A 12,597-nucleotide genomic window follows, 5' to 3' on the forward strand; every position below is an offset into this window, starting at 1 on the left:
TGCCTCGCGGCGGGCTCCGCGTCGAGAGCAACCGGCGCCGGACATGCGGGTGGAGTGTGCCGCGGGCCGGCCGTCGGTGTCTGTGCTGTTCCCGCAGATCATCCGACCACTTCCTCAACTCCTGCACGTGCACACCCCATTGACAGGTTTCTGAGCCCGCTCAATCATCAGACATCCGATGAATGGAGCCGCGCATGAGCATGTCTCCCTATCCAAGACGTCAGGTGCTGGGGGCCGCGGCGGGCGTCGCCGCGGCGGCCGCCCTGCCGCTCGCCGCGACGACCACGGCACACGCCGCCGAGCCTGCTGAGGCCCGCGCCGCCGGTGCGGGGGCCGGCGAGCCTGCCGCGTCGTCCTGGGTCCCCGTCCCCACTCCGGTCCCCGTCCCGCTCGACTCCCTCTACGACAACGACGGCATCGACACCGCCGACGCCCGGGGCGGTGACTTCGACGGCTCCGGCTACACGTTCCCGGGCGAGGAACTCCCGGCCGGCCGTATCGAGGTCGACGGCATCCCCTTCGACTTCCCCGCGGCGACGGCGGGCGCCAAGAACAACGTTGTCGCACGCGGCCAGCGCGTCGACCTCCCCAGGGGTCACTACCTGTCCGCCGTCTTCCTCACCGCCGGCAGCTACGGCAACGCCTCCGGCCGGGCCACCGTCCACTACGCCGACGGCACCACCACCACCGCCGGCCTGAGCGGCGGCGACTGGTACGCGGTGGGCGGCCCGCTGACGGCGCCGTACCGCTACCAGCCGGACGGCGGCAAGGACCAGCACAGCGTCGGGATCGGCACCTCCGAGGTGTGGATCGACCCGCAGCGCGAGGCCGTCGCCGTCACCCTGCCGGTCGGCGACCCGGCCGAGGCCGGCAAGAGCGCCCTGCACGTCTTCGCGCTCTCCCTCCAGCCCGTCGCCCAGGGGCGGGCGCTGGCCCTGCGCGACGCCCGCTCCACCGGTTCGCTGCTGGACGCCACCGGTGCCCAGAGCATCGAGGCCACCGTCGTCAACGCGGGCACCGTCGCGATCCTGGCCCGCGACGCGGTGTCCGTACGCGTCGACGTCCCCGGCGCCCGTACCGTCGAGCCCGCCCGCATCCGCCGCCTCGACCCCGGCGAACAGGCACGCGTCCACGTCGGCATCCGCAGCCGCACCGGCACCGCGCCGGGCACCGAGCGGGACGGCACGGTGAGCGTGCGCGGACACGGCGCCCAAGTCGCCGCCGCCAAGCGCACGTTGACGCTCGGCACCGCCGACTACCAGCCCAGCGAGACCTCGTTGGCCGGTCACCAGGCGCCCTACTGGTTCAACGAGGCCAAGTTCGGCATCTTCATCCACTGGGGCGTCTACTCGGTGCCCGCGTGGGCGCCGGTCGGAGTGCAGTACGCCGAGTGGTACTGGGACCAGATGCAGGACCCGAACAACCCGACCTACGCCTACCACCGGGACACCTACGGCGAGGACTTCGCCTACGACGACTTCATCCCGCGCTTCACCGCCGAGAAGTTCGACCCGCGGGCGTGGGTGGAGCTGTTCCGGGACGCCGGTGCCCAGTACCACGTACTGACCTCCAAGCACCACGAGGGCTTCGCCCTGTGGGACACCAAGGTCTCCGACCGCAACGCCGTCAAGATGGGCCCGAAACGGGACCTGGTCAAGGAGCTGTTCGAGGCGTCCCGCCGGTACACGCCCGAACTCCACCGCGGCCTCTACTTCTCCATGCCCGAGTGGTTCAACCCCGACGACCCCTGGATGGGCCACGCCCCGCGCAACCCATACACGCTGGACCCGCTGCCGTACACCGGATACACCTCCGGCAAGGACTACGTGAGGGACTTCCAGGCCCCGCAGATGCTCGAACTGATCGACGGCTACGACCCGGAGATCATCTGGTGCGACATCGGCGGCGCGAACGACAGCGTCCACGTCCTCGCCGAGTACTTCAACCACGCCAAGAACCGGGCCCGTCCGGTCGACGTGACCGTCAACGACCGCTCGGGCATCGGCTTCCACGACTTCACCACGCCCGAGTACACGACGTACGCCGACACGGTCGTCGCCAAGTGGGAGGCCAGCCGCGGCCTCGACCCGCGCAGCTACGGCTACAACCGGGCCACCCCGGACGACGCCTACATGACCACCGAGGAGGTCGTGCACAGCCTGGTCGACATCGTCTCCAAGAACGGCAACTTCCTGCTCGACATCGGCCCCCGCGCCGACGGCACCATCCCGGAGATCATGCAGACCCGGCTGCGGGAGACGGGCGCCTGGCTCGCGGTCAACGGCGAGGCGATCCACGGCACCACCTACTGGTCGCGCATGGCCCAGCTCGGCGAGGACCTGCGGTTCACCGTCCGCCCGAACGAGGCCTTCTACATCCACTCCCTGACCCGGCCCGGTGCCAAGCTCACCGTCGAGGCACCGGTGCCGGTCCGGGCCGGCGACAAGGTGACCATGCTCGGCCACCACCGGCCGCTGACCTGGACCGTCAGCAACGGCTCGCTCGTCATCGACGTGCCCGAGGCGGCCCGGCGGGCGGGACAGCACGTGTGGGTGTTCAAGGTCGAATGGCATGCTTGAGGCACTCGGCGGGAGAGTGCTGCGCCTGGTCGGCGCCGTGGCGGCACTGACGCTGCCGGCGGCCCCGACCGGCGGTCGCACACCAGCGGCAGGCGGCCCCGCCGGTCACCGTGCCCGCGCTGGCCAACTGGACGCCGAAGCCGGGGACTTACGCGTTCGATTCGGGTACGCGTCTTGTCGCCTCCGGCGCGGCCGAACGCAAGGTCGCCGACACCCTCGCCGACGATCTTCGCGCGGCCGGACATGGCGTGGTCCGGGTCGTCGCGGGCGCGTCCCGCCCGGGACGACATCGTCATCGACGTCCGCCCGTCGGCACGGTCCACGCTCGGTACCGAGGGCTACGAACTCAGCTCCGGCCGACGGCTGTCGGTGACCGGTGCCACCGCGACCGGCGCCTTCTTCGGCACCCGCACCCTCCTTCAACTCCTCACCCACGGACGGCACGTGGTCCACGGTGGTCACGGCCGGCACGGTCGGGGCCAGCCGCATCCTGCGGCTCGCCCAGCCGGTACGGGCACGGCGATGGCGGGTGCGGGTGACGGCGGCCAGGGGGGAGGTACGGCTGGCCGGGTTCGCGCTGTTCCGGTCGGCGTCCGTCTAGCCGGCGAGGTCGGGCGGGAGCAGGGCTGTGATGCGCTTCCGCTCGGAGGCGGTTGGCCCGGAGGTGCGGGAGAGACGGAGGAGACCGAGGTGGGCCTCGGCGGACTCGCGGGCCGTGAGCAGTTTTTCGGCCGCTGTGATGCGGGTGGCGGCGGGGACCTCAGGCGCGTTGAGCAACGCGACCAACGCTTCCTTCGCACGGTTGCGCAGAGCGGGCCAGTTGATGAGTTCGCCGGCTGCGGCGCTGCGCTGAGCCGGGTCCGCCTCCTCGTCGTCCAGGACTCGGCGACAGGCGGCCACGGCTTCGCGGCCGATGTCCAGTCTCTTCCAGGCCGCGGCTGCGGCGAGGTGGGCTTCGGGGTCGGTGGTCTGCGGGCCGGAGATCTCCTGGAGGATGCGGCGGCCTTCCGCACCCAGATCCTCGGCGAGGAGGGCGGCGGCGGTGGCTCGGGCGCGGATGTCGGCGGCGGGGTCTGTTGCCAGGGTACGCAGGAGGGGGATGCGGTTGTACGCGCCGCAGCCCGGGAGGTGCTCGCAGATCGCTGTACGGAGTCGGGCGGGTGTGGACTCGTCGATGCTGAGGTGGTACCAGGGGGCCCGGCCGGCGCCTTCGGCGAGTTCCGCTGCGGCGATTCTGTCGGACACGCAGGCCCCCGGGTCCTTGGCCCAGGCCAGGAGCAGGCCGTCAGCTTGATCGCGGAGGCGGCTTCTGTGCAGGACGTACGACAGCTGCCGCAGTTCCTTGACTGCTTCCGGGCGACGCAATGACAGAAGTTCGATCCACTCTTCGACGGCCGTCAGGGCATCCACCTCCGCGAGAGCACCGAGGAGGGGAGTGACCGTGTCCGAGTCCCGCTCGTACGACAGGTATTCCCAGGTTCCGGAGTAGACACCGGAAGAGCCGAGCCCGCCGGTGCCGGCATGCAGACTGAGACGGTGCAGGGGGTCGGAGGCCAGACCGGCCATGAGCTCCTTCCACCGGGTGTAGGGGATCAGCCCGAAGGAACGTGCCACGGCGAGGGCCCTGGTACCCGGCTTGGTGTCCGGGGCGTCCACGATATGGCCGAGCGTTCGCCGGATGAGGGGAACCACGGCCGTGCGATGCCGGAAGTACGCGACCTCGATGCCCAGGAACTCGTCCGGGGAAACCGTGGTGTCGCCGAGCAGCGCGTCGAGTCGTTCGCGGAGTGTCGCGTCGGGGACGAGCGCGTCAGCGAGGTCGAGCACCCTCCACTGGTCCTTTGCCGTCAGCCCGGACTCGTCCATGAGCCGGTGCAGTGTCTCGGAGGCCGCAGGGATGTCGACCTCGGCCAGGGCGCTGAGGGCCTGGATACGCCGCGCCATGCCGGAGAACGGATCCTGGGCGACCCGGCGCAGCAGATCCGAAGCGGTGTTCCGGTGGCCGGCCTTGAGGAGGCGCATCGCAGCGTCGAGGCGCACGGCTCCGGGCATGGCCGGATCGGCCGCCATGTCGGTCAGCAGACGTACCGAAGCGGCGGGATCCACCTGACGGAGTGCGCGGATCGCGGAGAGCCGGTCGTCCGCGGCGATGCCGCTGTCCTGGGCCAGCCGGGACAGGACCTCGCGCACATGCGATGACTCTCCGAGCTCGACGAGAGGGGCGGCGCACGAGAGGCGATCGTGGGTGGCCTGCTCCGGATCGCCGAAGACCTCCAACAGCAGTCGCCTCGCCCGGAATCCCTCGCCCAGTTCCCGGAACACATCGGACAACTGGACGGCCCACTCCTGCCAATCCGGGGCGTCCTCGAGATCCCGCGCACACTCGGCGGCCGCAGCTCGCGCACCGAGGTGCACGAGGCGCTGCGCCGCCATGATGCGTGTGGAGAGGGCAAGCCGCCCATTGCGGGCCGCGATCTCCACGAGGGAGGGTTCCCGACAGTTGTCGATCGTTGCCTCGACCGCGTCGTCGGATGCGTCCGGGTGACGGAGAATGTCGGAACTCAGTGCCTCCCAGACTGCGTCCGCCGAGTCTCGCTTCCTGATCAGGGCCAATGCGGCCATGTAGCGAATGTGTACGGGAAGCGTGGAGTCCTGGCTGAAGTCCTCCAGCAGTTCCGGCCGCTCCATGGACAGCAGGCTGCTCACGAGGTACCGGCACCTGTCCGGATGGGCGCGGGCCAGTGTTTCATTGGCCGAGAGCGCCTCGGCCATGACAGTCCGGCAGGCGCGGTCAGTGGAGGAGTTCAGGAGCCCCAAGCTGAGTTCGATGTTCTGCTGGAACGCGTCGACGGTGCCCAGGAAATCCGCGAGCACTTCGGTACCGGCCTCGCGATCCAGCTTGTGCAGGAACTCCGCCGCCTTGAACCTCATCTCCGGCAGCTGGTCGGGGTCGCGCGCGATGTCCGCGAGGATGCGGCAGGCAGCCGGCCGTTCACCGGCATCGGCGAGCAGCCGCGCCGCCACGATGCGCGCGGAAGCGGGGAGATCCGCCCCTTCGGCGACCTCCGCGGCCAATTCGGCGGCTCGCTCGACACCGCGTGGCACGCAGTGCTTCAACGCGTTGAGCCGCGGACCGTGCGGAACGTCCGGATCGCGGACGATCGACGTCAGATCGCGCGGGTCGAGGATGGCGTACAACCGGTCGAGTACCGTATCGGCCTTGAGATCACCGACTGCCACATCCCGGCCGTCGAGCTTGAGCACCGCTCTGGTGAAGCGGACCTTCAGCCCCTCGTCGATCACCAGGCCGTCACTCAGAATCGTGGCGCACAGCAACAGATCGCGCCAGCCGCCCACCTCCACTACGGTGCGCAGGAATTCGTCGAGCGACATACCTTTCTCATGCCAGCGCGCGGCCAGGAAGAGGACCACATTGGGCCGCTCGGACGCGATCGCCTCGCGTACGATCCCGAGCGCCTCCGGCTCCTTCGGGTTCAGCCGGTCGGCGATCGCACCTGCGCCCAGATATTCCTGGATGGTGTGGTGCGGGAAGACCAGTTCCCCACCGCGCTCGGTGACCAACCCGGTGAAGGCGAGGGCACGGAAGACCAGGTCCTTGGAGGCGGCCACGCCAGGGAAGGCCGTGTCGAGGCGCTCCAGTGTCTGATCGAGCAGGGGCCGCGCGTCTCCACCCTGTCTCGACTCGGCCACCTGACGCAGTACGTCGTGCACCGCGTCCAGCAGCTCCGGCGTAATGCCGTCCACCCTCGGATCACCGCGCCTGAGCCGCCGCGCGCCTTTGTCCCGCAGGATGCGCACGAACTGCCCGTACAGCTCGGCGGGGTTGCGCGGCAGGTCCGCGCTCGCCGCGACCACACAGATCATGGTCAGGTACAGCGGATTCCGTGCCGCTTCGCTGAGCCGCCCCCGCCGCAGGCTCGCCACCAGCTTGCCCGCCTGCCGCACCGCGTCCGGCACCTTCAGCACCGTGAACCACGCTTCGGCGACGCCCCGCATCGCGGTCTCGTCGAACGGCAGGAGCGCATACCGCCGCAGCGCGTCCAGCCGGTCCATCTCCGCCATGACCAGCGACCGACTGGCCACCGCGAACCGCAGATACGGCTCTCGGGCCCACCGCTGGATCAACTGGATGACCCGGCCGCGGTGTTCCGGATCCAGCACCTCGTCGAGACCGTCCACGCAGACCAGCCAGTCCACCTCCGGCATCGGGGCGGCCTCGAACAGCTCCGGCGGCAGCGACCGTCGCAGCCCGGGCAGGTCCCGCCCCACGGCCCCCGACAGGGCCTCGGCGAACGGCAGCCCCAGAAGCGCTTCCGCCGTCACCCGCACCGGCAGATACGACGGCGCCTTCGCCGGATCGCCGAGCCACTCGGACGCCGCTGTGAACGTCAGCCGGCGCAGCACGCTCGACTTGCCGGATCCGGCCCCGCCCGTGAAGAGGACGTGGCGGTCGGTGTCCAGCACGCTGGTGGCCGCCGTCAGATCCTCGCGCCGGGAGCGGTGGGTCGGAGCGTCGTCGGTGGGCGAAGCCTCCTGGCGGACGTAGACGGTCGAGAGCGGGATGTGCCCGACGTCGGTGAGGAGGGAGGCGTACGGGTGCTCGTCGGCCGCATCACGGGCCGCGGCCAGGTAGTCACGCACCAGCGCACCCGGATACCGAAAGCCGCCCGCCCGCAACTGGTCGTCCGTGAGGCTGCCCAGCCAGTCGACCGGTGCCGACGGCACCGAACAGCGGGCCAGGATCTCGGCGACGGGGATCAGGTGGGCGCTGCCCGCCTTGTTGGACCGCGCCAGCATGCCGCAGACCGCGCCGGTGCGTTCGTTCACCACCGGGCTGCCGCTGAAGCCCTCGCCGACGGGGACGCCGTAGCCCCGGGGCATGGCGATGGCGTCCTCGAAACTCAGGCGCGAGTCGCCCTGATACTCGAGCGCGGCCCACTGTCCCGCCCGGTAGTCGCCCTTCGGATGACCGTAGGCCCGGAGCCGGTCGCCGAGGGTGGCGGCCGGTGACGTGAGCACATGCGGTGCCTCGGCCGCGCAGCGCAGGAACGCCACGTCCAGTCCACTGGCCGACCGGTAGCGCTCCTCGTCCGCCACCGTCAGCGTGAACTCCGCGCCGGCCCCGATCCGCCCCCGCACCTCGTCCGCCCCGGCCACCACGTGCGCACACGTCACCACCACCCCCGGCGCGATCACGAACCCGGTCCCGCCCGCGTTCGCGCCGGGCAGGTCCAGTGCGACGGTCGCCGGCTCCAGCAACCTCCTCCAGCCGTCCACGTCTACGCTCCCGGGGCGGTCCACTCCAGGGTCACCTTCCACGTGGACTTGGACGACGCCTTGCCCACAACCGCCAGGAACTGTCCGGTGTCGAAGGAGACGTCGCAGCCGAACTCGACCGTCGCCTTCGACGCTCCCGTCTGCTGGAGCCGCGTGCCCATCGCGCGGGCCACCGCCGTGAGGCCGTCGAGGACCGGGGCGAGGCTGGGGCGGCGCCAGCCGATCTCCTGTTCCTCGCCCAGGGCGAGTGCCGGCGTGCCTTCGCCGGGAGCCACCGACATCAGGATCGTCTGGCCGTCGATCTCGACCGGGACCGTCGTCTGCGCACCCTCGTCCACTGGCTTCCCCCGTAACAGTCCTCAGGTAGACGGCTCATCGTAGCGAGCGGCGGCCGCCGTGCTGCCCCGTACCGTCAGCCGGGGGACCGGTACCCGGACGGCGCGTGCCGCACCGCCGTCCAGGAGGGACGACAGCTCGCGTGCCGCCACCCGGCCGAACTCGGCGCTGTCCCGGGAGAGCGCCGACAGCCAGGGCTTGACCATGCGGCACAGGGCCGAGTCCTCCCAGGAGACGACGGAGACGTCGTCCGGGACCGAGTAGCCGAGTTCGGCGGCGGCCGCCACCCCGGCCACCGCCATCACGTCGTTGTCGTAGATCAGGGCCGTCGGGGGCGGGGTGGCGCGCAGGACGCGGCGGGTGACGGCCGCGCCCTCCGCGTCGGAGTAGTCGGTGGTGACCGAGTGGACCTCGCCCAGGCCGCGCCGCCCGGCCTCGGCGCGCAGGGTCCGGACCCGGCGCTGGGTGTGCGCGAGGCCGGGCAGGCCGGCGATGTGGACGATCCGCCGGTGCCCCAGCCCGGTCAGCTCGTCGACCACCGACGCCATCGCGGCCGCGTCGTCCGCCCAGACCGTCGACAGCCCCGGGTGGCGTTCGTCGGGAGCGCCGCCGATCACCACCGCGGGCAGGCCGAGCTCGTCGAGGAGGCCGGGGCGGGGGTCGTCGGCGCGCGGGTCCACCATCAGGATGCCGTCGACGCGGTGTTCCGCCCACCAGCGGCGGTACACCGCGCACTCGTCGGCCACGTCCTCCGCCATCTGGAAGAGCAGGCCGAGATGGCGTTCGGCGAGCACCTCCTGGATGCCGGAGACCAGTTGCAGGAAGAAGGAGTCCACGCCCAGGGAGTGCGCGGGACGGGCGAGGACGAAGCCGACCGTGGCCGCGCCCTCTCCGGACAGGGCGCGGGCGGCCGTGCTGGGCCGCCAGCCGAGCTGCTCGGCGACCCGGTGCACCCGGGCCCTGGTCGTCTCGGAGACCCCGGGGCGGCCGTTGAGCGCGAAGGAGACCGCGCTCTCGGAGACTCCGGACCGGCGCGCGATGTCCTTCATCGTCGGCCGGCGCGCGGGGACGCGTTTCTCCGCCAACTCACTTCCTCATTCGGTCGGGACCGTGATCCGCTAATGCGCTTGAGTTCGAACACCCTAAAGCGTATTAGCGATCGACCGCAATACGCTGGTAACACCTTGCTGAGCAGGGACTTTGAGCCACTAATGACTTTAGCTGTGCCGAATCCATTGACTCGTCGTGGAATCGGCGTGCAAGGTCTGGCGCGGCACCTTCGGCCGCCCCCGCTGCAAAGGAGCAACGGACCATGCGTATCTCCCGCAGAGCCCTCGCCCTCGCCGCTGCCGCCTTCCTCGCCCTGCCGCTGAGCGCCTGCGGTTCCGGGGAGGACGGCGGCGGCTCCACCGATGCCTCAGGCAAGGTCGAGGGCGACATCACCTTCCAGACCTGGAACCTGCGCGCGAACTTCAAGCCGTACTTCGAGGGCCTGATCGCGGACTTCGAGGAGAAGTACCCGGACACCCACGTGAAGTGGATCGACCAGCCCGCCGAGGGCTACGCCGACAAGATCAGCGCGGACGCGGCCGGCGGCACCCTGCCCGACGTCGTCAACGTCTCCCCGGACCTCGCCGCCCCGCTCGCCAAGGCGGGCCTGGCCCTCGACCTCGACAAGGCGGCGGCCAAGTACAAGCCCGAGTACCTGGAAGGGGCCTGGGCCAGCCATCAGATACCAGGGATGAGCGGGACCTACGCCTTCCCCTGGTATCTGAACACCGGGCCGCTCTTCTACAACAAGGCCCTGTTCAAGCAGGCCGGACTCGACCCCGCGCAGCCGCCGAAGACCTATGACGACCTCTTCGCCGACGCCCTGAAGATGGCACAGCAGAGCGACGGGAAGGTCGCCACCCTCGCCAACGTCCCCACCATCGAGGACTTCGGGCGCTACGGCGTCGAGCTGATGGACAAGCAGGGCACCGGGTTCGCCTTCAACGACGCCAGGGGCGTCGAACTGCTCACCAAGTACAAGGAGTTGTACGACGCCAAGGCGCTGGACCCGCAGGCGCTGACCGCCACCCCGGAGTCCTCCGGCAAGAAGTTCCTCACCGAGGCCGTCGCCATGAACCCCGGCAGTGCCCTCGACCTCGCCAACTTCCAGAAGCAGGCGCCGAACCTGTACAAGAACATCGGCATCACCGACCAGATCACCAGCACCGGGCACGTCAACATGTACGTGATGGGCGTGATGGTCAACTCGAAGACCAAGCACACGGCGGCCTCCGTCGCGTTCGCGCACTTCGTGACCGACGCGCACAACCAGATGTCCTTCGCCAAGAAGGTCGCCATCTTCCCCAGCACCGCCGGCTCCCTCGACGACCCGTACTTCACCAAGGAGGACGGTACCGACGAGACCCGGGTGCGGATCGCCGCCGCCAAGTCCCTGAAGTCCGCGGTCAACTACACGCCGGTGCTGTTCAGCGACCAGATGAAGACCGCGCTGCGCAACGAGGTCGCCAAGGCCCTGCAGGGCAAGGAGAGCCCCAAGACGGCTCTGGACAACGCTGTCAAGGCCTGCGACCAGCTGCTGCAGCAGCAGGGCTGAGGGGCGAGGCATGGCCGGCGTGTCCCGCGTGCGGCGTCAACTGCCCACCAGTCCCTGGCTGTTCGCCGCTCCTGGGCTGCTGGTCGTCGGCGCCTTCGTGGTCTATCCGTTCGTCTCGACGGTGGTCAACTCCTTCACCGACCGCCGCACCCTGATCCCCGGCCGGTTCGTCGGCCTCGCCAACTTCCGTGAGCTGATCCACGACGACATGTTCTGGACCGGCCTGCGCAACAGCACGCTGTACATCGTCGTGGTCGTACCCGCCCTGGTGGTCCTGCCGCTGCTGCTCGCGCTGCTGGTGCAGAAGAACATCCCGGGCATCGCCTTCTTCCGGTCCGCCTTCTACACCCCGGTCGTCGCCTCGATCGTCGTGGTCGGGCTCATCTGGGTCTGGCTCCTGGACGAACGCGGCCTGGTCAACTCCCTGCTGGAGACGGTCGGGATCGGCCGGATCGGCTTCCTCAGCGACCAGTGGCTGCTCCTGCTGAGCGCGATGGCGGTCACGGTCTGGAAGGGGCTCGGCTACTACATGATCATTTATCTGGCGGCGCTCGCCAACGTCCCGCGCGAGCTGCACGAGGCCGCCGCCGTCGACGGCGCGGGGGCGGTGCGCCGCTTCCTCTCCGTCACCGTGCCCGCCGTACGCTCCACGATGGTGCTGGTCGCCGCGCTCTCGTCGGTCGCCGCTTTCAAGGTGTTCTCCGAGGTGTACCTGATGGCCGGGCCGGACGGCGGCCCGGCCGGCGAGGACACCACCCTCGTGATGCTCGTCCAGCGCACCGGCACCGGACTGACCGGCCGGGTCGGCTATGCCTCGGCGCTCTCCGTCGTCGTCTTCGTCGTCACCGTCGCGCTGATGCTGCTGGTGCTGCGCGCCGACCGGAGGGACCGCCCATGAGCGCCTCCCGGGCACGCTTCACCGACGAGCACGGGCGCCGCATCCGGATCGGCGAACTGGTCCTGCGGTACGCACTCCTGCTGCTCGTGCTGGCGGTCACCGTCGGACCGTTCCTGTGGCAGCTGTCCACCTCGCTCAAGGGGCCGACCGAGGACATCTTCAGCTCGCCCCCGAGCTTCCTGCCCGAGCATCCCACCCTGCACAACTACCAGCGGGTCGCCGACACCATCCCCGTCTGGGACTACGCCCTCAACTCGCTGAAGGTGGCGGGCGCCAGCGTGGTCACCAACTGCGTCGGCTCGGCGCTCGCCGGCTACGCCCTGGCCCGGCTGCGCTACCGAGGCCGCCGCGTGGCCACCCTCGTCTTCATCCTCGCGATGCTCGTGCCGGTGGAGGGGATCATCATCGCCCAGTTCACCACCATGCGGGAACTCGGCCTCAACAACACCCTGATCGGCGTCGTGCTGCCCGGCTCCATCGGCGCCATGAACGTGCTGCTGATGCGCAACGCCTTCCTCAACCTGCCCTACGAGATCGAGGAGGCGGCCTACGTCGACGGCGCCGACGTCTGGCAGCGGTTCCTGCGGATCGCCCTGCCGTCGGTCAAGGGCACCGTCGCCGTCGTCGCGATCTTCGCCTTCATGGGCGCCTGGGACGACTTCCTCTGGCCGCTGATCGTGCTCAGCGACCCGTCCAAGTTCACGCTCACCATCGGCCTCAACTACCTGCACGGCACCTTCGCCATCGACGAACGCCTGGTCGCCGCCGGCACCGTGATCGCCGTGGCCCCGCTCATCGCCCTGTTCGCCTGCCTCCAGCGGTACTTCTTCCGCGGGGTGGGCGAAGGCGCCGTCAAAGGCTGAACACCCGTTCCCGCAAGG

Annotated in this window: 8 protein-coding genes and 1 pseudogene; 6 read left to right on the forward strand and 3 right to left on the reverse strand. The window is 70.2% G+C overall.

What is annotated here, in order from left to right; all coding sequences use genetic code 11:
• Positions 1-200 precede the first annotated feature (200 nt).
• The 3 genes and pseudogenes from ACGFZQ_RS32940 to ACGFZQ_RS32950 all read left to right on the forward strand — a co-directional run bounded on the left by ACGFZQ_RS32940 (position 201) and on the right by ACGFZQ_RS32950 (position 3,180).
• On the forward strand, positions 201-2,579 hold the full coding sequence (locus tag ACGFZQ_RS32940) for an alpha-L-fucosidase (protein ID WP_393843455.1): 2,379 nt from the start codon (positions 201-203) through the stop codon (positions 2,577-2,579).
• A 243-nt stretch (positions 2,580-2,822) separates the two neighbouring features.
• Positions 2,823-2,960: pseudogene (locus ACGFZQ_RS32945) on the forward strand (hypothetical protein); the annotation flags it as partial.
• Positions 2,956-3,180: a hypothetical protein gene (locus ACGFZQ_RS32950; RefSeq protein WP_393843386.1), complete on the forward strand. Its 225-nt coding sequence runs from the start codon at positions 2,956-2,958 to the stop codon at positions 3,178-3,180. The pseudogene ACGFZQ_RS32945 and the gene ACGFZQ_RS32950, both read left to right, overlap by 5 nt.
• On the opposite strand, the gene ACGFZQ_RS32955 is transcribed toward ACGFZQ_RS32950, so the two are convergent.
• Genes ACGFZQ_RS32955 through ACGFZQ_RS32965 form a run of 3 tightly spaced genes read right to left on the reverse strand, consistent with a single transcriptional unit; the run spans position 3,177 to position 9,262 of the window.
• On the reverse strand, positions 3,177-7,877 hold the full coding sequence (locus ACGFZQ_RS32955; RefSeq protein WP_393843387.1) for a trypsin-like peptidase domain-containing protein: 4,701 nt from the start codon (positions 7,875-7,877) through the stop codon (positions 3,177-3,179). The genes ACGFZQ_RS32950 and ACGFZQ_RS32955 overlap by 4 nt on opposite strands.
• Before the next feature lie 2 nt (positions 7,878-7,879).
• Positions 7,880-8,215, reverse strand: a complete 336-nt coding sequence (locus ACGFZQ_RS32960) for a CU044_2847 family protein (RefSeq protein ID WP_382531867.1) — start codon at positions 8,213-8,215, stop codon at positions 7,880-7,882.
• Between the two features lie 21 nt (positions 8,216-8,236).
• Entirely contained in the window at positions 8,237-9,262 is a 1,026-nt protein-coding gene (locus tag ACGFZQ_RS32965; RefSeq protein WP_393843456.1) for a LacI family DNA-binding transcriptional regulator, read from the reverse strand.
• A gap of 263 nt (positions 9,263-9,525) precedes the next feature.
• Here ACGFZQ_RS32965 and ACGFZQ_RS32970 point away from each other — a divergent pair, with 263 nt between their 5' ends.
• Genes ACGFZQ_RS32970 through ACGFZQ_RS32980 form a run of 3 tightly spaced genes read left to right on the forward strand, consistent with a single transcriptional unit; the run spans position 9,526 to position 12,579 of the window.
• Positions 9,526-10,818, forward strand: a complete 1,293-nt coding sequence (locus tag ACGFZQ_RS32970) for an ABC transporter substrate-binding protein (protein WP_393843388.1) — start codon at positions 9,526-9,528, stop codon at positions 10,816-10,818.
• A 10-nt stretch (positions 10,819-10,828) separates the two neighbouring features.
• Entirely contained in the window at positions 10,829-11,716 is an 888-nt protein-coding gene (locus tag ACGFZQ_RS32975; RefSeq protein ID WP_393843389.1) for a carbohydrate ABC transporter permease, read from the forward strand.
• Entirely contained in the window at positions 11,713-12,579 is an 867-nt protein-coding gene (locus ACGFZQ_RS32980) for a carbohydrate ABC transporter permease (RefSeq protein ID WP_393843390.1), read from the forward strand. The genes ACGFZQ_RS32975 and ACGFZQ_RS32980 overlap by 4 nt, the downstream gene beginning before the upstream one ends.
• The last annotated feature ends 18 nt before the right edge of the window (positions 12,580-12,597 follow it).

Source organism: Streptomyces sp. NPDC048254 (assembly GCF_043201895.1).
Classification (GTDB): domain Bacteria; phylum Actinomycetota; class Actinomycetes; order Streptomycetales; family Streptomycetaceae; genus Streptomyces.